General features: G+C 63.1%; 20 protein-coding genes. 7 read left to right on the top strand and 13 right to left on the bottom strand.

Annotation, left to right across the window (positions count from 1 at the left end; translation table 11 throughout):
• The first annotated feature begins 106 nt into the window (after nucleotides 1-106).
• The 4 genes from C7G61_RS00870 (at nucleotide 107) to C7G61_RS00885 (ending at nucleotide 4557) form a co-directional block, all read left to right on the top strand.
• On the top strand, nucleotides 107-1531 hold the full coding sequence (locus C7G61_RS00870; RefSeq protein WP_420836725.1) for a D-alanyl-D-alanine carboxypeptidase family protein: 1425 nt from the start codon (nucleotides 107-109) through the stop codon (nucleotides 1529-1531).
• 175 nt (nucleotides 1532-1706) lie between these two features.
• Nucleotides 1707-3389: a long-chain fatty acid--CoA ligase gene (locus tag C7G61_RS00875; protein ID WP_108512185.1), complete on the top strand. Its 1683-nt coding sequence runs from the start codon at nucleotides 1707-1709 to the stop codon at nucleotides 3387-3389.
• A 21-nt stretch (nucleotides 3390-3410) separates the two neighbouring features.
• A complete protein-coding gene (locus C7G61_RS00880) occupies nucleotides 3411-3962 on the top strand; it encodes a DUF924 family protein (protein ID WP_108512186.1) in 552 nt (183 codons plus the stop codon).
• A gap of 109 nt (nucleotides 3963-4071) precedes the next feature.
• Nucleotides 4072-4557: a peroxiredoxin gene (locus tag C7G61_RS00885; protein WP_108512187.1), complete on the top strand. Its 486-nt coding sequence runs from the start codon at nucleotides 4072-4074 to the stop codon at nucleotides 4555-4557.
• 195 nt (nucleotides 4558-4752) lie between these two features.
• On the opposite strand, the gene rnhA is transcribed toward C7G61_RS00885, so the two are convergent.
• The 3 genes from rnhA to ispH are packed head-to-tail and all read right to left on the bottom strand — an operon-like array spanning nucleotide 4753 to nucleotide 7183.
• Entirely contained in the window at nucleotides 4753-5217 is a 465-nt protein-coding gene (gene rnhA, locus C7G61_RS00890; protein ID WP_108512188.1) for a ribonuclease HI, read from the bottom strand.
• Nucleotides 5214-6194, bottom strand: a complete 981-nt coding sequence (locus C7G61_RS00895) for a homoserine kinase (RefSeq protein WP_108512189.1) — start codon at nucleotides 6192-6194, stop codon at nucleotides 5214-5216. The genes rnhA and C7G61_RS00895 overlap by 4 nt, the downstream gene beginning before the upstream one ends.
• Before the next feature lie 5 nt (nucleotides 6195-6199).
• Nucleotides 6200-7183: a 4-hydroxy-3-methylbut-2-enyl diphosphate reductase gene (gene ispH, locus C7G61_RS00900; RefSeq protein ID WP_108512190.1), complete on the bottom strand. Its 984-nt coding sequence runs from the start codon at nucleotides 7181-7183 to the stop codon at nucleotides 6200-6202.
• Between the two features lie 219 nt (nucleotides 7184-7402).
• Between ispH and C7G61_RS00905 the strand changes: the two genes are divergently transcribed.
• Nucleotides 7403-8101 carry a DUF1013 domain-containing protein gene (locus C7G61_RS00905; protein WP_108512191.1) on the top strand — a complete coding sequence of 233 codons (699 nt, stop codon included), beginning with the start codon at nucleotides 7403-7405 and terminating at the stop codon, nucleotides 8099-8101.
• A gap of 211 nt (nucleotides 8102-8312) precedes the next feature.
• Here the strand turns inward: C7G61_RS00905 and C7G61_RS00910 are convergent, their stop codons facing one another.
• From C7G61_RS00910 to C7G61_RS00955, 10 genes are all read right to left on the bottom strand, one after another.
• On the bottom strand, nucleotides 8313-8519 hold the full coding sequence (locus tag C7G61_RS00910; protein ID WP_108512192.1) for a DUF6494 family protein: 207 nt from the start codon (nucleotides 8517-8519) through the stop codon (nucleotides 8313-8315).
• 13 nt (nucleotides 8520-8532) lie between these two features.
• Nucleotides 8533-8802, bottom strand: coding sequence for a hypothetical protein (locus C7G61_RS00915; RefSeq protein ID WP_108512193.1), 270 nt, complete (start codon nucleotides 8800-8802; stop codon nucleotides 8533-8535).
• Between the two features lie 203 nt (nucleotides 8803-9005).
• A complete protein-coding gene (locus C7G61_RS00920; protein ID WP_108512194.1) occupies nucleotides 9006-9713 on the bottom strand; it encodes a nitroreductase in 708 nt (235 codons plus the stop codon).
• Between the two features lie 109 nt (nucleotides 9714-9822).
• Complete coding sequence (locus tag C7G61_RS00925) at nucleotides 9823-11070, bottom strand: acyl-CoA dehydrogenase (RefSeq protein ID WP_108512195.1); 1248 nt, start codon at nucleotides 11068-11070, stop codon at nucleotides 9823-9825.
• Nucleotides 11071-11208: 138 nt separating this feature from the next.
• Nucleotides 11209-12456, bottom strand: coding sequence for an acyl-CoA dehydrogenase (locus tag C7G61_RS00930; RefSeq protein WP_108512196.1), 1248 nt, complete (start codon nucleotides 12454-12456; stop codon nucleotides 11209-11211).
• Nucleotides 12457-12567: 111 nt separating this feature from the next.
• Nucleotides 12568-13695, bottom strand: coding sequence for an acyl-CoA dehydrogenase family protein (locus C7G61_RS00935; RefSeq protein ID WP_108512197.1), 1128 nt, complete (start codon nucleotides 13693-13695; stop codon nucleotides 12568-12570).
• 137 nt (nucleotides 13696-13832) lie between these two features.
• Nucleotides 13833-15701, bottom strand: a complete 1869-nt coding sequence (locus C7G61_RS00940) for an AMP-binding protein (protein ID WP_108512198.1) — start codon at nucleotides 15699-15701, stop codon at nucleotides 13833-13835.
• Between the two features lie 42 nt (nucleotides 15702-15743).
• Complete coding sequence (locus C7G61_RS00945) at nucleotides 15744-16550, bottom strand: enoyl-CoA hydratase/isomerase family protein (RefSeq protein WP_108512199.1); 807 nt, start codon at nucleotides 16548-16550, stop codon at nucleotides 15744-15746.
• 189 nt (nucleotides 16551-16739) lie between these two features.
• Complete coding sequence (locus tag C7G61_RS00950; protein WP_108512200.1) at nucleotides 16740-17498, bottom strand: SDR family NAD(P)-dependent oxidoreductase; 759 nt, start codon at nucleotides 17496-17498, stop codon at nucleotides 16740-16742.
• 65 nt (nucleotides 17499-17563) lie between these two features.
• Nucleotides 17564-18238, bottom strand: coding sequence for a TetR family transcriptional regulator (locus C7G61_RS00955; protein WP_108512201.1), 675 nt, complete (start codon nucleotides 18236-18238; stop codon nucleotides 17564-17566).
• Nucleotides 18239-18387: 149 nt separating this feature from the next.
• On the opposite strand from C7G61_RS00955, the gene C7G61_RS00960 reads away from it, so the two are divergent.
• Both C7G61_RS00960 and C7G61_RS00965 read left to right on the top strand, forming a co-directional pair.
• Entirely contained in the window at nucleotides 18388-19560 is a 1173-nt protein-coding gene (locus tag C7G61_RS00960; protein ID WP_108512202.1) for an acetyl-CoA C-acetyltransferase, read from the top strand.
• A gap of 76 nt (nucleotides 19561-19636) precedes the next feature.
• Complete coding sequence (locus C7G61_RS00965) at nucleotides 19637-21178, top strand: acyl-CoA synthetase (RefSeq protein ID WP_108512203.1); 1542 nt, start codon at nucleotides 19637-19639, stop codon at nucleotides 21176-21178.
• Nucleotides 21179-21259 lie beyond the last annotated feature (81 nt).

Consider the following 21259-nt stretch of genomic DNA (forward strand, 5'->3'; position numbering starts at 1 on the left):
TGCGCCTGCCGCAAAAGCGACGGCCCCGGACACGCTTGAAACCCGAACGTTAGCTTCTCAAGGACCTCCTTTTCGAAGGCGGGTCTCAAAGGACCGGAACGGAAAAGTGCAACTTCTTCGCCTGCTGCCACGCCATTCGTCGATGAACTGGATTCTCCTCGTGGCGGCGCTAGCCGTCGTGACGCCGCGCGCCGTGCAAGCCGAAGCGCTGCTGGTCGTTGAAGCCGACACCGGCAAGGTGCTGCAGGCCGACAACGCCACCATGCCCTGGTACCCCGCCTCGGTGACCAAGATCATGACCGCCTACGTCACGCTGAAGGCCGTGAAGGACGGGCGTCTGTCGCTCGACACGCTGCTAACGGTGTCGCCGGTCGCAGCCTCGGAATCGCCGTCCAAGATGGGTTTTCCTCCGGGCACCCAGGTCACTGTCGACAACGCGCTCAAGATGATGATGGTGAAGTCGGCCAACGACATGGCCGTTGTGCTTGCCGAAGGCGTCGGCGGATCGATCGACGGTTTCTCGGCGATGATGAACCAGACCGCCGCGAGGCTCGGCATGACGCAGACGAGCTACGTCAATCCGAACGGCCTGCCGGCGGATGGACAGATCACCTCGGCGCGCGATCTCGCAATCCTGGCGCGCGCCGTCATTCGCGACCTGCCGGAATACGAGTACTTCATGCACATTCCCTCGATCCGCTACGGTCGGAGGGTGACGCATAATTTCAACAAGCTGATCGGACGCTATCCGGGCGCCGACGGCTTCAAGACCGGCTTCATTTGCGCTTCCGGCTACAATCTGGTCGCCTCCGCGACGCGCAATGGCAAGCGGCTGATTGCCGTCGTGCTCGGCGCATCCTCGGGACAGGCGCGCGCGGTTCGCGCGGCACAATTGCTGGAGCGCGGCTTCGGCGGCAACGGGCTGGGCTGGCTGAAGCCCGCGCTCGGTACCGTCGACAGTCTGGTTCCGATCGATGCGACGCCGCCGAACCTGCGCGAAGAGATGTGCAACGGCAAACGCAAGCGGCCGGCCACCGACGAGGACGCCGACGTCGTCGCCACCAACGGCAGCGCGTCGGCCGGCGAGACCGCAGTCACGTTCTTCACCGCCGCCGGGCTGCAGCCGCCGATGGCCAAGCCCGCGGACTTGATGGCTGCCGCGGCGGTGCCGTCCGAGCCCGTCCCGGTCTATACCGGTCCGACCAAGACCGGCGCCGCGTTGATCGCGGCCGTTGCGGCGGAGGCCCAGAAGCAGGCCTCGGCAACGCGCGGCAAGAAGTCGAAGATTGCAGCGAAGAAGCCCGACGCCGCGGCAGCACCCAAGGCTGAAGCCAACGCGAAGCCGGCCGCCAAGCCTGCGACGGTCAGGCATGCGAACGCCAAGCCGGAGGCTGCCGCCACCAAGCCAGCCGCCGCGGCCGACAGAAAGCCAGCCGCCAAGCCTGCCGCCGTCGGAGACAAGCCCGCGCCGAAGCCGGCCCAGCCGAAGGCCACCGCCAAGCCCAAAGGCGAAACCAAGCCGGCTGGTTAACGGGCCGCGAAGCCGCGCAATTAGGCAGTTTTCTCGGCCGTTCGAGCCGCTATTTTAGGTCGACGAACGCGTCGATAGCGCGCAGCCGCTTGCCATCGGCGGCGGCATTCACAATACTGCCGAAAACAAGGCGTTCCCGGCCAAGAACAGGGAAACAAACCGGAGGGGAAATACCATGGAGCGGATCTGGCTCAAGCAATATCCGGCCGGCGTGCCAGCCGATATCGACGTCACCCAGTACTCGTCGCTGGTCGAGCTGTTGGAAGAAAGCTTTGCGAAGTTCGCCGACCGCAAGGCGTTCATCTGCATGGACAAGTCGATCAGCTACCGCGACCTCGACGATATGTCGGCCGCGCTCGGCGCCTATCTGCAGGGCAAGGGCCTGCAAAAGGGCGCCCGTGTCGCGCTGATGATGCCGAACGTGCTGCAATATCCGGTCTCGACCGCCGCCGTGCTGCGCGCCGGCTATGCTGTCGTGAACGTCAATCCGCTCTACACCCCGCGCGAGCTCGAGCATCAGCTCAAGGATTCCGGCGCCGAGGCGATCATCGTTCTGGAGAATTTCGCCACCACCGTGCAGCAGGTGATCGCGAGGACCGCGGTCAAGCACGTGATCGTCGGCAGCATGGGCGACCTGCTCGGCTTCAAGGGCGTCATCGTCAATCTGGTGGTCCGCAAGGTGAAGAAGATGGTGCCGGCCTGGTCGATCCCGGGCGCGGTCTCGTTCAACGATGCGCTCGCCGCCGGCCGCGGCAAGAAGCTCGACAAGCCGAAGCTCTCGCTCGATGACGTCGCCTTCCTGCAATACACCGGCGGCACCACCGGCGTCTCCAAGGGCGCGACGCTGCTGCACAGGAACATTCTCGCCAACGTGCTGCAGAACGACGCCTGGCTGCAGCCGGCGCTGAAGAAGCCGCCCATTGTCGACCAGATGATCATCGTCTGCGCGCTGCCGCTCTATCACATCTTCGCGCTGACCGCATGTTACCTGCTGGGAGTGCGCGCTGGTGGCACCAATCTGTTGATTCCCAACCCGCGCGACATGGCCGGCTTCGTCAAGGAGTTGACGAAATACCAGGTCAGCTTTTTCCCAGCCGTCAACACCCTCTACAACGGCCTGCTCCACACGCCAGGGTTCGACAAGCTCGACTTCTCCAAGCTGAAGGTCTCCAACGGCGGTGGCATGGCGGTGCAAAGACCGGTCGCCGAGAAGTGGTTGAAGATAACGGGCTGCCCGCTGGCGGAAGGCTACGGCCTGTCGGAAACCTCGCCGACGCTGACCTGCAACCCGGCCGATACCGACCAGTTCTCCGGCTCGATCGGCATTCCCGTGCCGTCGACCTACATCTCGATCCGCGACGACGACGGCAACGAAGTGCCGCTTGGCCAGCCCGGCGAAATCTGCGCCAAGGGCCCGCAGGTGATGGCCGGCTACTGGAACCGGCCGGAAGAGACCGCCAACGTGATGACCGCGGACGGCTTCTTCCGCACCGGCGACATCGGCGTGATGGATGAGCGCGGCTTCGCCAAGATCGTCGACCGCAAGAAGGATATGATCCTGGTCTCGGGCTTCAACGTCTATCCCAACGAGATCGAGGAAGTGATCGCAAGCCATGCCGGCGTGCTGGAATGCGCTGTCATCGGCGTAGCCGACGCCAAATCGGGCGAGGCGGTGAAAGCCTTCATCGTCAAGAAGGACCCGAACCTCACCGCCGAGGAAGTCATCAAGTATTGCGGCACGCAGCTCACCGCCTACAAGGTCCCCAAGCAGATCGAGTTCAGGACCGACCTGCCCAAGACCAATGTCGGCAAGATCCTGCGCCGCGAACTGCGCGACGAGAAGAAGGCCGCGGCCTAAAAGCGTACGGACTTCCTGTCGATGGCTGAAGCTCCCGTCACGCCGGCCGCCATTTTGGCTTTCTGGCGTGATGCCGGCCCCAAGCGCTGGTACACGCCCGATGAAGCGTTCGACGCCGAGCTGCGCCGGCGCTTTCATGGCTTGTGGCAGAGCGCGGCAGCCGGCGAACTATCCTCATGGGAAACGAGCGATGACGGCGCGCTGGCGCTCGTCATCGTGCTCGACCAGTTTCCCCGCAACATGTTCCGCGGCGACATCAGGACCTATGCCAGCGACGCGCTGGCGCGGGAGGTGGCGCACCGTGCCGTCGATCGCGGCGTCGACGCGCGGATTGATCCCGCCTTGCGCGAATTCCTCTATCTGCCGTTGATGCATTCGGAGCATCTGGCCGACCAGTTGCGCTGCATCGAATTGTCACGCGCGGCCGGCCATACGGAAAGCCTGAAATGGGCCGAGCACCACGCCGAGATCATCCGGCGGTTCGGGCGCTTTCCTCACCGCAACCACCTGTTGGGCCGCGCGACCACGCCGGACGAGCAGGCCTTCCTGGATCAAGGCGGCTTTTCGCCGTGATGACGGAAGCGTGAACGGCCTCAACCGTTGCCGTTTCGCCTGCTCTGAATATTGTACCAGCCGCCTGCCCGGTCTAAGAAACTATCCGCTCATTGAGGGAGAATTGACGATGACGATCCAAGTTGGCGACAAGCTGCCGGAAGCCAAGTTTCGCGTGATGACGGCGGAAGGTCCGCAGGTCAAAACCACCGACGATATTTTCAAGGGCAAGAAGGTGGCGCTGTTCGCGGTGCCCGGCGCCTATACCGGCACCTGCCACAAGATGCACCTGCCGAGCATCTTCCTCAACGCCTATGCCATCAAGGACAAGGGCGTGAGCACCATCGCCATCGTCTCCGTCAACGACGCCTTCGTCATGAACGCCTGGAAGCGCGACACCGACCAGCGCGACGAGGCGGTGTTCCTCGCCGACGGCAATGCCGACTTCACCAAGGCGATCGGCATGGAGCTCGACGCCTCCGGCAACGGCCTTGGCATCCGCTCCAAGCGTTATTCGATGCTGGTGGACGACGGCGTGGTGAAGAAGCTCAACCTCGAGCCGGCGCCCGGCAAGGTCGAGGTTTCCGGCGGCGATACGCTGCTGGGGCAGCTCTGAGCTAAAGCGAACGACGCTTTCTTCCTTCTCCCCTTGTGGGAGAAGGTGGCGGACGCAGTCCGCCGGATGAGGGGTTCTATCCGCGGACGCAGACGTTCAGACGAGAACACATATCCGCGGAGAGAACCCCTCATCCGTCTCAATCGCGCCTTGCGCGATTGATCCACCCTCTCCCACAAGGGGAGAGGGGAAGAGCTACTTCCCCACCCTCTCCTGTAACCTCGCCATCGCGATGCCGTCGCGCGCGAGTTGATCGGCGCGCTCGTTTTCGGCGTGGCCGGCGTGGCCCTTGATCCAGTGCCAGCGCACCTGGTGCGGTTTCAGCGCGGCATCGAGCCGCTGCCATAGCTCGACATTCTTGACCGGCTTCTTGTCGGCGGTGCGCCAGCCGTTCTTCTTCCAGCCGTGGATCCAGCCGGTGATGCCCAGGCGGACGTACTGGCTGTCGGTGGTGAGGTCGACCACGCATGGCCTCTTCAGCGCTTCCAGCGCCGAGATCGCCGCCATCAGCTCCATGCGGTTGTTGGTGGTGTGGGCCTCGCCGCCCTTCAGTTCTTTCTCTTTGTCGCCGAATCTCAGGATGGCGCCCCAGCCGCCGGGACCGGGATTGCCCGAGCAGGCGCCGTCGGTGAAGACCGTCACGTGAGGCAGTTCGCTCAAGCGACGCATCCTGGCTGGGTCAGGCCGTAATCGCGCACGCTCGCGACGTTCTGATGGAAGCGCAGCTTGCGGACATATTCGAGCGGGTCTTTTGGCTTCACCAGCGCGCCCGGCGGCACGTTGAGGAAATCGACCAGCCGCGTCAGCAGGAAACGCAGCGCCGCGCCGCGCGCCAGCAGCGGCAGCGCCTCCTGTTCGGCCTCAGACAATTGGCGCTCGCGCCCATAGGCGTTCAGCAGCGCGCGGGCCTTGGTGACGTTGAAGGAATGATCCGCTTCGAAGCACCACGCGTTCAGGCAGATCGCGATGTCGTAGGCCAGCATGTCGTTGCAGGAGAACGGGAAGTCGATCAGCCCCGACAATTTATCGCCGAGGAAGAACACGTTGTCGGGAAACAGATCGGCATGGATGACGCCTGGCGGCAGATCTTTCGGCCAGCACGCTTCGAGATGATCGAGCTCGCGCGCGATGAAATCCTGCAAGCCGGGTGCGACGCTATCCGCACGCGGCGCGGCGAGATCGAACAGCGGCCGCCAGCCCTCGACCGACAGCGGGTTCTTGCGGAACATCGGAAAGTCGCGCCCCGCCAGATGCATTTTCGCGAGCGCCTCGCCCACGCCGGTGCAATGCGCGGCGTTGGGCCGCCGCGGCCACACGCCTTCGAGGAAGTTGATGATCGCCGCGGGACGGTCCGCAAGCTCGCTGTAGACGTCGCCCTTGCGATTGCGGGCGGGCTGCGGGCAACGCACACCGCGCTCGGCCAGATGCGCCATCAGCGACAGGAAATACGGCAAATCGTCCACCGCCACGCGCTTTTCATAGAGCGTGAGGATGAACGCGCCCTTGCTGGTATGCAGCAGGAAGTTGGAATTCTCGACGCCCTCGGCGATGCCCTTGTAGGAGAGCAACTCGCCGATGTCGTAGCCTTTCAGGAACTCCGCGAGGTCTTCGGCGGCGACGTCGGTGTAAACCGCCATCGCGACTACTCGGCGGCAGCTTCGGGCCGCAGCGAACGCGGCAGCGGGAAGAACTCGTTCTCCTCCGCGGCCGACACCGTCTCCACATGCAATTCGAACCGCTCGGCGAAGGCGCCCATGATCTCCTCGACGATCACTTCCGGCGCGGATGCGCCCGCCGTGATGCCAAGGCTCTTGATGCCCTCGAACCGCGACCAGTCGAGATCCGAGGCACGCTGTGCCAGGATCGCGATCTTGCAGCCCTCGCGCTCGGCGACCTCGCGCAGCCGCTGCGAGTTCGACGAGTTCGGCGCGCCGACCACGATCAGCGCATCGACCACCGGCGCCACCTTCTTGACCGCGAGCTGGCGGTTGGTGGTTGCGTAGCAGATGTCTTCCTTGTGCGGCCCGTTGATGTTCGGGAAGCGCTCCTTGAGCAGCGCCACGATCTCGGCGGTGTCGTCGATCGACAGCGTCGTCTGGGTCACGAAGGCGAGGTTGTTGGGATCCTTCGGCGTGAACGTCTTGGCGTCTTCCGCGGTCTCGATCAGCGTCACCGCGCCAGCCGGCAACTGGCCGAGCGTGCCGACCACCTCGGGGTGGTGGGAATGCCCGATAAGCAGGATTTCACGGCCGCGCTTGAAATGGATCGCGGCCTCGCGGTGCACCTTCGTGACCAGCGGGCAGGTCGCGTCCAGCGAGAAGAAATTGCGGGCCCGGGCATCCGCCGGAACCGATTTGGGAACCCCGTGGGCCGAAAACACCACCGGCGCGTTGGTATTATCGGGGATCTCGGCGAGTTCCTCGACGAAGATCGCGCCCTTGGTCTTCAGGCTGTCGACCACATAGCGGTTATGGACGATCTCGTGGCGGACATAGACCGGGGCGCCATAGATGGCGAGCGCCCGTTCGACGGTATCGATGGCCCGCACCACCCCGGCGCAGAAGCCTCGGGGGGAACAAAGCACGATTCTGAGGTCTGGTTTCGCTGACGTTGACACAGAAGGCATCGGGGCTATCTCGGAGACCGAATCACCCCTAGCCGGCGGGCTGGGAACGGCCAATTCGCATAAGGACTTGGGACTGCTTTCGGGCTCTGTCAAGGCACTTTAGCAGACCATTGCGCCAATACCCCGGGAAGGCGTATATAGCGCCCTAATTCCCGTCATCACCGATGACCATAGGCTTCGCCTCCAAAAGAGGTGGGCGAGGCACAAAGGAGATTTGCCATGAGCAATGCACCGCTGATGCCAAAAGCGACTGCCGTGTGGCTGGTTGACAATACCGCGCTGACCTTCGACCAGGTGGCCGATTTCACCAAAATGCACCCCCTTGAGGTCCGCGCCATTGCGGACGGCGACGCCGCTCAGGGCATCAAGGGCATGGACCCGATCTCGACCGGCCAATTGAGCCGCGACGAGATCGAAAAGGGTGAAAAAGACCCGAATTACCGCCTCAGGCTCGGCGAGAGCAAGGTTGTGCTGCCGCCGGCCGCCAAGAAGAAGGGCCCGCGCTACACCCCGGTATCCCGCCGCCACGAGCGGCCGAGCGCGATCCTGTGGCTGGTCCGCAACCATCCCGAATTGAAGGACGCGCAGATCATGCGCCTGGTCGGCACCACCAAGACCACCATCGCGAGCGTCCGCGACCGCACCCATTGGAATGCCTCGACGCTGACACCGATGGACCCGGTGACGCTCGGCCTGTGCTCGCAGATCGAGCTCGATTTCGAGGTGCAGCGCGCCGCCAAGGAAAAACCGGTGCCCGCGGCCTACGGCGGCGCCACGCTGCTCCCGGCCTCCGAGACCACCAAGAAGGAGCCGGAATTCGAGCCGAGCGAGAAGACGGAAGACGACCTCAACGTCGACGCCGTGTTCGCCAAGCTGAAGACGATCGGCGGCAAGAAGCAGGACGACGAAGAGGAATAAGGTTATCGGCTACGGCTGATGCCGAACGCGGCGGGGCGACCTGCCGCGTTTTTTTGTTTTGAGAGCATGGCAGTACAACCATCACCGTCATGCCCCGCGAAGGCGGGGCATCCAGTACGCCGCGGCTTCTCGATACAAAACTGATTTCTCTGGAATACTGGATCCGCCTTCGCTCGTTGAGCTACGGTGGACAAAGTCACCCGCTCGGGTGCTATCCCAGTTCGATCTCGTCGCTAATCTCATGCGACAGGCTGACGCCGCCGATCGTCAGCACCATCTTCGCCGGCAGCTTCTCATTGCCCTTGAGCTTGCCGGCTTCGATGGCGTCGCGCACTGCTTTTTCGATTTCGCGCTGCGAGGTGATGCCGACCTTCTTGAGGAATCCGCGCAGGCTGGCATTGAAGACGTCTTCGTTCATGATGGCCTCCTGGTTAGGGCCTGGTCGGATTGTTCAGCATCTGCTCGGCGAGATTGCGTTGGGCACGGTCGGTGCGGGCGCTGGCATTGCCGCGCTGCACGTCACGGTTCTTGCGGCAGATGACATAATCGTTTGAACCTGCGGCGACATTGTTGGCGCGGCAGAATGCGTCGTCGTCGGCGCTGGTGTCAACCATGGTCGGCTGGCCGCGTTCGAGGCAACCGGTGAGCAATGAGGCTGCCAGCAGGAGCGCGATGAAGTGCTTTGCGGGTCCAAATTTCATTGCAGGCCTTCCGTTTTTTCATCTCGTCATTGCCGGGCACCTGTCCCCGACCCAATCGGGGATGACCCTGCAATTCATCGAAAAGATGGCAGCCTGCTTTGAAGCCGATGGATGCCCGGGTCAAGCCCGCGGCTGTCCTGTTTTAATGTTTGCAGACGAGGCCCAAGACGTCGATTCTTCTGTGTTCCACTTTTTGTTGCCCGCTAATCGATGAACGTCACGGTATCGGCAACGCTCGCCCGCGAGGTGCGGTAACTATTCACCTTGTGGGAATGGTCGGCGTAGCCGAACGAAATACCGCAAACCACCTTGCGATCGTCGGCCAGCTTGAAGTGCCGCCGGATCAGCCCGGAATGCCGCGCCAGTGCGGCCTGCGGAATAGTGCCGAGGCCGAGCGCCTGCGCCGCCAGCATGAAGTTGGAGACATAGGCGCCGCAATCGACCGCGCCGTAGACACCGAGGGGCTCGTCGGTGTGGATAATCGCGACGTGCGGCGCGCCGAAGAAATTGTAGTTCTCCAGTGCCTGCTTCACATACGCCATCTTGTCGCCGCGCGCGATGCCAAGCGTGTTGTAGAGCTGAAAACCGCTCTCGCGGCGGCGCTCCAGATAGACGCCGAGATATTCGCGCGGCGGCGTGAAATCATGATCGTCCTTGGCGCCGGAGGCGGCCTCGGCATAGATCGCCTTGCGAAACTTCTCCTTGGCCTCGCCGCTCGCAATCAGCACCTGCCAGGGCTGGCTGTTGCACCATGACGCCGTACGTTGCGACACGTTCAATACGTGCTCAATGGTCTCGCGCGGCACCTCCTGCGGCAGGAAGGCGCGAACGGAATAGCGTTCGTTCAAGAGCTCCTCGAGCACGCCGATGCGATCTTCCGTCTCGTAACGCGCCTTTGCCGCAGCGTCCATGGAACTTCCTCTTTCAGTCATTCCGGGGCGCGCGCAGCGCGAACCCGGAATCTCGATCCAAAACTTCTGGATTCCGGGTTCGCCGCTTCGCGGCGCCCCGGAATGACGGTTAACCTCTTCCCTTGGTCGGGATCTTGTTGAACGGCACGTCCTTGTCGACGCGGATATCGCCGGGCAGGCCGAGCACCCGTTCGGCGATGATGTTGCGCAGGATCTCATCCGTCCCGCCGGCAATGCGCATCGAGGGCGAAGACAGCAGCATCTGCTGGAACTGCCCGCTCGCCTCTTGCTCGTCAGCGCCGGTCAGCGCGCCGGCGGCGCCCTGCAGATCCATCGCGTAGGTCGCGATATCCTGCAGCATCGAACCGGAGACCAGCTTGCCGATAGAATTTTCCGGGCCCGGACGTTCGCCCTTGGAGAGCGACGAAATCGCGCGGTAGCTGGTGTATTTCAGCCCGCTCGCCTTCACGGCCCAGCTCGCAAGCTTCGAACGCGTCGCGGGATCGTCGATCGCGAGCCCGTTATCGGTCATCAGGTTCGAGCAGAACTCGAACATTTCGGGGAAACCCGTCGCGAGCCGCGAACCAATCGACATGCGCTCGTTCATCAGCGTGGTCAGCGAGACGTTCCAGCCGTCGCCGACGGCGCCGAGACGCTGGTGATCGGGAATCACCACATCGGTGAAATAGACCTCGTTGAACTCCTGCATGCCGTTGGCCTGCTTGATCGGCCGCACCTCGACGCCCTTGCTCTTCATGTCGAGAAAAAACATCGTCAGGCCCTTGTGCTTCGGCACATTGGGATCGGTGCGCGTGATCAGAAGACCGTAATCAGAGTAGTGCGCGCCCGAGGTCCAGATCTTCTGGCCGTTGACGACCCAATTGTCGCCCTGCTTTTCCGCCCGCGTGCGCAAGCCTGCGACGTCGGAGCCGCCGGCTGGCTCGGAGAACAGCTGGCACCAGATATGTTCGCCGGAAGCAAGCTTCGGCAGATAATGACGCTTGTGCTCCTCGCTGCCGAACGCCATCACGGTGGGGCCGCACATGCCCTCGCCGATCTGGAACGGCTGCGTCAGCTTGCCGTAGACGCCCTCTTCCTGCTGCCAGATCACCTTCTCGATCGGGGTCGCTCCGCGGCCGCCATATTCCTTCGGCCAGTGCAGGCAGGCCCAGCCGCCTTCAGCCTTCTTCTTCTGCCAGGCCTTGCCGACATCGACGATCTCTTCCTTCTCCAGCCGGATACGGCCGAGCGAGGACTTTGACAGCTCCGCCTCGTATTGCTTCGGCGCGTTGGCGTCGATCCATTTGCGCGCGGTAGTGCGGAATTCGGCTTCCTGCGGGGTGTCATCGAAGTTCATGAGCGGCTTCCTTTTTCTTGTCATTCCGGGGCGTGCGTGCAACGCACGAACTACGATGCGCAATTGCGCATCTGAGAATCTCGATCAATAACCTCTGGATTCCGGGTTCGCGCTTCGCGCGCCCCGGAATGACGAATTCTACGTCCGCCCCTTGGTCGGGATCTTGTTGAACGGCACGTCCTTGTCGACCCTGATGTCGCCGGGCAGGCCAAGCACGCGCTCGGCGATGATGTTGCGCATGATCTCGTCGGTGCCGCCCTCGACGCGAGTGCCCGGCGCGCGCAGCAGCATCGCCTGGAATTTGCCGGCGACCTCGGCGTCTTCAGGTCCGCTCAGCACGCCGGCGGCGCCCTGCAGGTCGAGCGCATACATCGCGACTTCCTGGACCATCGATCCCGCCACCAATTTGCCGATGGAATTTTCCGGACCGGGCCGCTCGCCTTTCGACAGCGCCGAGATCGCGCGCATGCTGGTGTATCGCAGGCCACTCGCCTTTACCGCATAGTTCGCAAGCCTCGAGCGAACGCTGCGGTCTTCGATCGCGGGTCCATCTTCCAGCATCAGGCTGTTGCAGAAGTCGAACAATTCCGGGAAGCCTGTCGAGACGCCGGCGCCGATCGACATGCGCTCGTTCATCAGCGTGGTCAGCGAGACGTTCCAGCCGTCATTGACGGCCCCTAACCGCTGCGAATCCGGAATCTTCACATCGGTAAAATAGACCTCGTTGAAGTCGGACTGGCCGCTGGCCTGCTTGATCGGCCGCACCTCGACGCCCGGGCTCTTCATGTCCAGGAAGAACATGGTGAGGCCCTTGTGCTTGGCGACGTTCGGATCGGTTCGCGTCAGCAGGATACCGTAATCAGAGTAATGCGCGCCCGAGGTCCAGATCTTCTGGCCGTTGATGATCCAGTCGTCGCCGTCCTTCTCGGCGCGGGTGCGCAGGCCTGCGACGTCGGAGCCGCCGGCAGGTTCGGAGAACAGCTGACACCAGACTTTTTCGCCCGAGGCCAGCGGCGGCAGGTACTTTCGCTTCTGCTCCTCGCCGGCGAACGCCATCATCGTCGGCCCGCACATGCCGTGGCCGATGATGAACATGCCGCTAAGTTTGCCGAACGGGCCCTCTTCCTGCTGCCAGATCACGCGCTCGATCGGCGATGATCCACGGCCGCCATATTCCTTCGGCCAGTGCAGGCACGCCCAGCCGGCGTCGGCCTTCTTCTTCTGCCAGGCCTTTGCGACCTCGAGAATATTGGCGCCCTTGAGCACGGTTCGGCCGAGCGAGGATTTTCGGAGTTCCTCCTCGTATTGCTTCGGCGCGTTGGCCGAGATCCACGCCTTGGCTTCTGCGCGGAACGCAGCTTCCTGCGGGGTGTCGTCGAAGTTCATGTTTTCAATCCTCGGCGGCTTCGTAGGATGGGTAGAGCGAAGCGAAACCCATCGTCCTCAGCCCGCGGTTTGATGGGTTTCGCTGCGCTCTACCCATCCTACACATCAACCTCACGCCGCGTTCTTCTTGCGCATGCGGTCGATCAACTGATCTTCCCAGTACGACAGGCTGCCCAGCGTCAGCGCGGTGGCGTTGGCGCGGCGGTAGTACATGTGGCAGTCGAACTCCCAGGTGAAACCCATGCCGCCGTGAACCTGGATGTTGTTCTTGGAGCAGTGCTGGAACGCCTGCGTCGCGCTGATGCGCGCAGCGGCTGCTGCTTCCGGCAGTTCCGATGCGTTGGTCGAGAGCGCCCAGGCGCCGTAGTAGCAATTCGAGCGCGCCAGCGTCGCCGAGACATACATGTCGGCGAGGATGTGCTTCACCGCCTGGAACGAACCGATCGGCCGGCCAAAGGCAATACGGTCGAGCGCATAGTCGCGGCCCATTTCGAGCGCGCGGTCGGAGCCGCCGACCTGTTCGAACGCCAGCAGCACTGCCGCGCGATCGAGCACCTGGGTCAAAATGCTCCAGCCGTCACCGGCGGCACCGAGCGGCTCGGCCTTGGCGTTCTTGAAGGTGAGTTCGGCTTGGCCCCGGGTCGGATCGACATTGATCAGCGATTTGGCTTCGACGCCGCCGGCCTTCAGGTCGACCAGGAACAGCGAGATATCGGAATCGCGCCCCGTGGAGCCGGTGCGCGCAGCAACCACGGCGAAATCAGCGATCGCGCCATCCGGCACCGGTTTCTTCACGCCACTGAGCGTGCCGCCGGAGGCCTGCAGCTTGATCGCCTTCGGCGACGGATTGCCCTTGCCCTCGAACAGCGCCAGCGTGCCGATCGCCTCGCCGCTCGCGATCTTCGGCAGCCATTTCTGCTTCTGCGCGTCGGAACCTGCCAACAGCAGCGCTTCGGCGGCGAGATAGACGGTGGAAGAGAACGGCACCGGCGCATTCGCACGGCCCATTTCTTCCGCGATCACGCAGAGTTCGAGATGGCCAGCGCCCGCGCCGCCGAACGCTTCGGGGATCGCGACGCCGAGAAAACCCATTTCGGCGAGCCCCTGCCACAGCGCCTTGTCATACGGCGCCTTGCCGTCGAGCACCTCACGCACAGCCTTCGGCGGGCACTTTTCGGCGAGAAACTTCCTCGCCTCATCACGCATCTGTTTTTGTTCGTCGGAGAAATCGAAGTTCATGGCGGGTTACTCGCGTTAAGGATGGATAAGGGAGACCGTCATTCCGGGATGGTCCGAAGGACCAGACCCGGAATCTCGAGATTCCGGGTTCGATGCTTCGCATCGCCCCGGAATGACGGTCACTGTGAGAGCGATCTTCATTGCAGCACAATCACATCATTGCCCGGCTTCTCGGCGTAAAGCTTCTCCACCAGCGCGGCGCGGCGTTCGAGGCCGGCGCGCTGGTTGATGTAGCCCTTGTCGGTGAGCTCGTTGCCGTCGATCGAGGGCGGCTCGGCCATCAGCATCGCGCGGGCAATCCGCATGCTGCTGCCGGTGGCGGACGCGTTGTGCGCTTCCAGCCCGCGCTTCAGGCAGGCGATCACCTCGGGATGCTTGACCACGTCTTCAAACGTCGCATCGGGACTGCTGACGATCTGCCGGCAGGCGTGCAGATTGGGCCAGGCTAACAGCCCGATGAATTCCCGGTCCTGCCCAGCCACCAGTGCGTCGTGCACAACAGGCGTCGCGGCGGCGATCGCATCGGTGCGCAGCGAGCCGACATGGACGAAGGTGCCGGTCGTGAGCTTGAAGTCCTCGACCACGCGGCCGGCGAAGATGATGCCCTGCAGCGGATCGTTGTCGTCGACGAAGACGCCGGCATCGCCGATGCAGTAGAAGCCTTCCTCGTCGAACATCTTCTTCGTGAGGTCAGGCTGGCCGAAATAGCCCGGCGTGACGTTGACGCCGCGCAGGCGCAGCTCGTATTTCGAGCCGCACGGCACCAGCTTCAGTTCGACGCCGGGGAACGGCAGGCCGATCAGGCCGACGCGCTCGGTGTCCCAATAGGTGCCGGTCGAGGTCGGCGCGGTCTCGGTCGAGCCCCACCCCGTATAGAACACGATGCGCTCGCCGGTGGTCTTCACCGCCAGCGCCTGCATGCGGTCGTGGAGATCATCAGGCAGCCGCGCGCCACCGTAGGCCATCACGGTCAAATTCCTGAAGAAGCTGCGGCACAGCGCGTCGTCCTTCTCCATCGCGGCCGCCAGCGCCGCGTAACCGGCCGGCACGTTGGCATAATAGGTCGGAGACACTTCGCGCAGATTACGGATGGTCTCTTCGAGTTGGCCGGGCATCGGCCGGCCGTCGTCGATATAGAGCGTGCCGCCATCGACCAGGATCGGATGGAACGCGGCGTTGCCGCCCATGGTGTGGTTCCACGGCATCCAGTCCAGCACGGTCGCGATCGGCCCGTTCGGGTCGCGCGGGCGCACCTGCATCATCATCGCCGCATTGGCGCACATCATCTCCTGCGTGTTGATGACGGCCTTGGGCATGCCGGTCGAGCCCGATGTGAACAATAGCTTGCCGATGGTGTCAGGCGTAATTTTCGAAACCGAGTCCTCGACGTCCTTGCTGACCGGCGTTGCCGCGAGATCGGCAAAGGACACGCTCTTGATACCGTCGCAGGGTCGCGCGACGTGAACGATGGTGACGTCGGTTAGGTCGATCGCCCTGAGCGCCTTCTCGAAGGTCGGCCCGTCCTGCACCATCACCACGGCAGGCTTGATCAGGTCGAAGAGGTATTTGAGCTTGAGATGATCCTGGCTCATCAGCGAATAGGCCGGCGACACCGGCGCCGCCGGCAGGCGCGCCTGCATCGCGGCCTGCGTCATCAGCGCATGCTCAATCGAATTGCCGGACAGGATCGCAACGGGCCGGTCTTCGAGACCGAGATTGAGCAGGCCCTGCGTCAGCCCGTCGACGATGCGCTTGGCTTCGCCGTAGGAGACCTTGCGCCATTGTCGGTCCGCACCGCCGCGCTGCGCCAGCCAGATACGCTCGGGCGCCTGCTTCGCCCATTTCGAAAGCGAAGCCGGAATATGCTTCTCGTAAGGCTGCAGCGGGATGCGCGACTTCAGGATGATGACGCCGTCCGGGCGACGCTCGACCGCGATGTCGCGCGCCAGCCATTCAATCTTGCGAAAGGCCGGCTTGGTCAACACTGCGGCAGCACTCCCACTCATATTGCGTCTCCCGGAATTCAGTCCTTTGCGGATCTTCAAGTTCTATCGCTTGATATAGACAGGCTTTCGCTTTTCGAGAAAGGCCCTGATGCCTTCGTTGAAATCTTCCGAGCGGCTGCACAACACCTGATTGCGGTCTTCCATCGCGATCACGGCCTCGATCGAGCCGGCATCGACGCTCATGTTGAGGCATTCTTTCGACAGCCTTAAGCCCACCGGCGAAGCCGTCATCATCGCATCGACGTAAGGCTCGGCCGCCGCATCAAGCCCGCCTTCCTCGACGAGTTCAGAAACGAGACCGACGGCCAGCGCGCGCTCGGCGCCGATGAAGCGGCCGGTGAGGATCAGTTCGGACGCGACCGACACGCCGACCAGCCGCGGCAGAAAATAGGACGTACCGATGTCGCAGCCGCCGAGGCCCAGCTTGATGAAGGCGCAGTTCATCCGCGCGGACTTGGTGGCGATGCGGATATCGGCAGCGAGCGCCAGCGCAAAGCCGCCGCCGGCCGCCGCACCCTGGATCAGCGCGATGATCGGCTGCGGACAGCGCCGCATCAGCATCACGATGTCGGCAATGCGCCGCTGCGAGTCCAGCGACTCCGTTACGCCGGGCGGCTCCTGCTGGCCGGCGCGGCGCTTCATCGCGTGTTTGAGGTCGAGGCCGGCGCAGAACGATGCGCCCGCGCCCTTCAGCACCACGACGCGGGTGGAACGATTGCGCTGCAAGCCTTCGAAGTAGGCGTTGAGTGCGTCGATCAGTGAAGGATCGAGTGCGTTGAGACTGTCCGGGCGATTGAGCGTGACCCAATCGACGCCGTCACGATGTTCGATCAGCAGCGGTTGAGTCACGAAGCGCTCCCTGCATTCGCCGATGCGGCGCCAATTGCTGCGCCCTCTCCCCTTGTGGGAGAGGGCTACACCGGTATAAGCCGCGCATTCACTGCGGTGAGGGGTTGCCAGCCGAGAGAACCCCTCATCCAGCGCGGATTTCATCCGCGCCACCTTCTCCCACAAGAGGAGAAGGAAGAGCAGTAGTGCCTACCGCGGCGCCATGCGGATGGCGCCGTCGAGACGGATGGTTTCGCCATTGAGCATCGGGTTCTCGACGATGTGGACCGCGAGCGCGCCGTATTCGGCGGCATCGCCGAGGCGGGCCGGATGCGGCACCTGGGCGCCAAGGCTCTTGCGGGCCTCCTCGTTCAGACCCATCAGGAGCGGCGTCAGGAACAGGCCGGGTGCGATGGTGTTGACGCGGATCTTGAGACTGGCGAGATCGCGCGCGGCCGGCAGCGTGAGGCCGACAACGCCCCCCTTCGATGCCGAATAGGCGATCTGGCCGATCTGGCCTTCATAGGCTGCGACCGAAGCCGTGTTGATGGCAACGCCGCGCTCTTCACCGATCGGCGGCGCGGTCGCGAGGCGCTCAGCGAACAGGCGCAGCACGTTGAAGGTGCCGATCAGATTGACATTGATGATGCGGACAAACTTCGCCAACGGATAGACGCCGTCCTTGCCGACGGTACGCTGCGAGCCGCCGATGCCGGCGCAGTTCATCAAGACGCGCGCAATGCCGTGGGCGGCTTCGGCCTTGGCAATCGCCGCCTTGATCGCCTCTTCGTCAGTCACGTCGGCATGGAGGGCAACGCCCTTCACTTCGGCGGCGACCTTTTCGGCGTTTTCCTTGTTCTGGTCGATGACGCCGATTTTCGCGCCCTTGGCGGCCATGGCGCGGGCGGTCGCGGCGCCGAGGCCGGAGCCACCGCCGGTGATGAGAACGGCTACGTCTTGCAACTGCATTTTTTGAACCTTTCCTTGGGTGTTTTCTTCTCTAGATCGGCGAACACGGAGTAGCGAATGGATATCTATTCGCTACTCACCATTCGCATCTTACTTTCGTTGAGCATCCCGCCGCAGATCAGCGCTTCCATATGCTTGATATATTCGCGGCAGACCTCGTCGGTGACGGGGCCGACGCCGGTCGCGCGCGACATCGCGTGGCGGCCGAAAAACAGGTGGTCGCAGGCGCCAACCAGGCTGGTGTAGAACATGACAGGATCGATGTTGCGGAATTCGCCGGCCTTGATGCCCTCCGCGAGCAGCCGCCGCTGGAATTCCAGGAGCGGCGCCACGAAAAACTTCGACACCTCGTCGGCCGCTTCCGTGCTGCTTTCATGCAGCAGGTAGTGGATCAGCCGGTTCATATACGGGAACTGATAATAGGCGCGGATGATGCCGCCGATATGCAGCTTGAGTTTTGCGGTCGGCGAGATCGGCTGGCTGATCAGGTATTCGAGTCCCGACATCTCGGTGGCGGCGTCGCGCGCCAGAAGCGCCAGCAACAGCCCGTCCTTGTTGCCGAAATGGTATTTTACCAGGGCGGCGTTGACGCCCGACTTCTGTGCGATGTCGGACAGCGACACCTCGATCGAGGCGCGCTCGATCATCAGCTCGCTCGCCGCGACAAGCAGCTTCTCGGCGGTGGTATTTTTACCGCTCGGGAGCCTGGTCGGTACGCTGGTATTCAACGGTGATCCCATCACTGCCTAAGGCCGGAAATCTGGCCGCACATAAGCGCATGCCGCGGCTGCACTCAAGAGTTAATTGATTGATTGACTAAATCCCGAAGCGCCCCTTAAATCCGGCCCATCTTTCAAACACCACCAACAACAAATCAGGGAGAACAGACATGGCCGAGGCCTATATCGTCGCCGCCGCGCGTACCGCGGGCGGCCGCAAGGGGGGACGTCTCGCAGGCTGGCATCCGGCCGATCTGGCCGCTTCCGTGCTGAATACGCTGGTCGATCGCTCAGGCGTCGATCCCGCCCAGATCGAGGACGTGATCATGGGCTGCGTGATGCAGGCCGGCGAGCAGTCCAACAACATCGCCCGCAACGCGGTGATGGCCTCCAGGCTTCCCGAGAGCGTGCCCGCCACCTCGGTCGACCGCCAGTGCGGCTCCTCGCAGCAGGCGCTGCATTTCGCCGCCCAGGCCGTGATGGCCGGCTCGATGGACATCGTGATCGCCGCCGGCGTGGAATCGATGACGCGGGTGCCGATGGGTCTGGCCTCGCAGCTGCCCGCCAAGAACGGCTTTGGCCACTACAAGAGCCCGGGCCTCGAGCAGAAATATCCGAACATCGTGTTCAGCCAGTTCACCGGCGCGGAAATGATGGCCGAGAAGTACGGGCTCTCCAAGGACCAGCTCGACACCTATTCCTATGAGAGCCACCAGCGCGCGATTGCCGCAACGCAAGCCGGCAAGTTCAAGGACGAAATCGTTCCGCTGCAGATCACCCGCGCCGACAACTCGACCGATACCCATCACGTCGACGAAGGCATCCGCTTCGACGTCAGCCTCGACGGCATCAAGGGCGTCAAGCTGATCGCCGAGAACGGCAAGCATACCGCGGCCAGCGCCAGCCAGATCTGCGACGGCGCGTCCGGCGTCCTGGTGGTCAACGAACGGGGCCTCAAGTCGCTCGGCGTCAAACCGCTGGCGCGGATCCATCACATGACCATGATGGGCGGCGATCCCGTGATCATGCTGGATGCCCCGCTGCACGCCACCAAGCGGGCGCTGGAGAAGGCCGGGATGTCGATCGACGACATCGACCTGTTCGAAGTCAACGAGGCCTTCGCGGCCGTGCCGGTGGCGTGGCTGAAGACGACGGGCGCCGATCCGGCACGGCTCAACGTCAATGGCGGCGCGATCGCGCTCGGTCATCCGCTCGGCGGCTCCGGCACCAAGCTGATGACCACGCTGGTCAATGCCCTCAAGCAGAACAACAAGCGTTACGGCCTGCAGACCATGTGCGAAGGCGGCGGCATGGCCAACGTGACGATCGTCGAGCGGCTTTAAAAACAAGAAAAGCGTTTGGCGACTGGCGAGCAGGGAGTGCGCTTCCTGCTCGCCATTTTCTTATTGAGGAAACACCATGACCCATCCCTTCGTCCACGCCCGCACCTATCCGAACAAGATCGCCTATCAGATGGCGACGACCGGCAAGGCGATCACCTATCGCGAACTCGACGAGCTCTCGAACCAGGGCGCGCATCTGTTTCGTTCGCTCGGTCTGAAGGCCGGCGACCACATCGCACTCCTGATGGAAAACCGCCTCGCCTTCATGGAGATCTGCTGGGCGGCGCAGCGCGCAGGTCTCTATTACACCGCGATCAGCCGCTATCTGACGCAGGACGAGATCGCCTACATCGTGAAAGACTGCGGCGCAAAAGTCTTCATCACCACGCCGAAATGCGCCGACCAGGTCAGGGGCCTCGTTGGCCAGGTAGATGGACCGCTGCTCTACATGATGGATGAGCCCGAGCCGGGCTTCCGTTCCTTTGACAGGGAAGTCGCCGCGCAGCCGGCCATGCCGATACCGGATGAAGTGGCGGGCTACGACATGCTGTATTCGTCCGGCACTACCGGGCGGCCAAAGGGCATCAAGAAGGAGTTCGAGGGCAAGGCGATCGACGTGCCGAACCCGCTCCTGAAAATTCTCTGCGCCGACATGTGCGGTATGTCGTCCGACAGCATCTATCTGTCGCCGGCGCCGCTCTATCACGCAGCCCCCTTGCGCTTCAACATGATGGCGATCACGCTCGGCGGCACCTCCATCATCATGGAGCATTTCGACGCCGAGGAATTTCTAAAACTGGTCGAGAAATACAAGGCCACGCAGTCGCAACTGGTGCCGACCATGTTCGTGCGCATGCTGAAGCTGCCGGACGAGGTGCGCACGCGCTACAATGTTTCCTCGCTGAAAGGCGCGATTCACGCCGCTGCGCCCTGCCCGGTCGACGTGAAGGCAAAAATGATCGAGTGGTGGGGACCGATCCTGATCGAGTATTACGCCGGCTCCGAAGGCAACGGCGTTACCGTCTCGACCTCGCAGCAATGGCTGACGCACCGCGGCACCGTCGGCCGCGCCGTGGTCGGCAAGGTGAAGATTTTGGACGAGAACGACGAGGAGCGTCCCGTGGGCGAAATCGGCACGGTCTATTTCGCCGATGCGCCTGCCTTCGCCTACCACAACGATCCCGAGAAGACGAAGAAGGCCTACAATGAAAAAGGCTGGTCGACGCTCGGCGACGTCGGCTATCTCGACGCGGAAGGTTTTCTCTACCTCACCGACCGCAAGAGCTACATGATCATCTCGGGCGGCGTGAACATCTACCCGCAGGAGACCGAGGACGTCCTGATCACCCATCCCGCCGTCTCCGACGTCGCCGTGTTCGGCGTGCCGAACGAGGAAATGGGCGAAGAGGTCAAGGCCGTGGTGCAGCCGCACGACATGGCAAAAGCCGGCAAGGAGCTCGAGGCCGAACTGATCGTGTTCTGCCGCAAGCATCTGTCGCCGATCAAATGCCCGAAAAGCATCGACTTCGAGGCGGAGTTGCCGCGGACGCCGACCGGGAAACTGGTGAAGCGGCATCTGCGGGACCGGTACTGGCCGAAGCCGGCGGTGAAGGGGTAGATGTCTTATCCTCCCTTGGAGGGCCCTGGAGGGGGAGCGCGCATCGCGAACAATGATCGTCAAGTCCGGGCTTGTCCCGGG

It is taken from the genome of Bradyrhizobium algeriense (assembly GCF_003062295.1).
In the GTDB taxonomy this organism is placed as follows: domain Bacteria; phylum Pseudomonadota; class Alphaproteobacteria; order Rhizobiales; family Xanthobacteraceae; genus Bradyrhizobium; species Bradyrhizobium algeriense.

Bases quoted from the DNA above. Each gene is read 5' to 3' on its own strand.
- C7G61_RS00875 (WP_108512185.1), top strand. From the start codon at position 1,707: ATGGAGCGGATCTGGCTCAAGCAATATCCGGCCGGCGTGCCAGCCGAT.
- C7G61_RS00880 (WP_108512186.1), top strand. From the start codon at position 3,411: ATGGCTGAAGCTCCCGTCACGCCGGCCGCCATTTTGGCTTTCTGGCGT.
- C7G61_RS00905 (WP_108512191.1), top strand. From the start codon at position 7,403: ATGAGCAATGCACCGCTGATGCCAAAAGCGACTGCCGTGTGGCTGGTT.
- C7G61_RS00895 (WP_108512189.1), bottom strand. From the start codon at position 6,194: ATGGCGGTTTACACCGACGTCGCCGCCGAAGACCTCGCGGAGTTCCTG.
- C7G61_RS00965 (WP_108512203.1), top strand. From the start codon at position 19,637: ATGACCCATCCCTTCGTCCACGCCCGCACCTATCCGAACAAGATCGCC.
- C7G61_RS00955 (WP_108512201.1), bottom strand. From the start codon at position 18,238: ATGGGATCACCGTTGAATACCAGCGTACCGACCAGGCTCCCGAGCGGT.
- C7G61_RS00920 (WP_108512194.1), bottom strand. From the start codon at position 9,713: ATGGACGCTGCGGCAAAGGCGCGTTACGAGACGGAAGATCGCATCGGC.
- C7G61_RS00915 (WP_108512193.1), bottom strand. From the start codon at position 8,802: ATGAAATTTGGACCCGCAAAGCACTTCATCGCGCTCCTGCTGGCAGCC.
- C7G61_RS00935 (WP_108512197.1), bottom strand. From the start codon at position 13,695: ATGAACTTCGATTTCTCCGACGAACAAAAACAGATGCGTGATGAGGCG.
- C7G61_RS00910 (WP_108512192.1), bottom strand. From the start codon at position 8,519: ATGAACGAAGACGTCTTCAATGCCAGCCTGCGCGGATTCCTCAAGAAG.
- C7G61_RS00930 (WP_108512196.1), bottom strand. From the start codon at position 12,456: ATGAACTTCGACGACACCCCGCAGGAAGCTGCGTTCCGCGCAGAAGCC.
- C7G61_RS00950 (WP_108512200.1), bottom strand. From the start codon at position 17,498: ATGCAGTTGCAAGACGTAGCCGTTCTCATCACCGGCGGTGGCTCCGGC.
- C7G61_RS00925 (WP_108512195.1), bottom strand. From the start codon at position 11,070: ATGAACTTCGATGACACCCCGCAGGAAGCCGAATTCCGCACTACCGCG.
- C7G61_RS00940 (WP_108512198.1), bottom strand. From the start codon at position 15,701: ATGAGTGGGAGTGCTGCCGCAGTGTTGACCAAGCCGGCCTTTCGCAAG.
- C7G61_RS00885 (WP_108512187.1), top strand. From the start codon at position 4,072: ATGACGATCCAAGTTGGCGACAAGCTGCCGGAAGCCAAGTTTCGCGTG.
- C7G61_RS00960 (WP_108512202.1), top strand. From the start codon at position 18,388: ATGGCCGAGGCCTATATCGTCGCCGCCGCGCGTACCGCGGGCGGCCGC.
- ispH (WP_108512190.1), bottom strand. From the start codon at position 7,183: ATGCCTTCTGTGTCAACGTCAGCGAAACCAGACCTCAGAATCGTGCTT.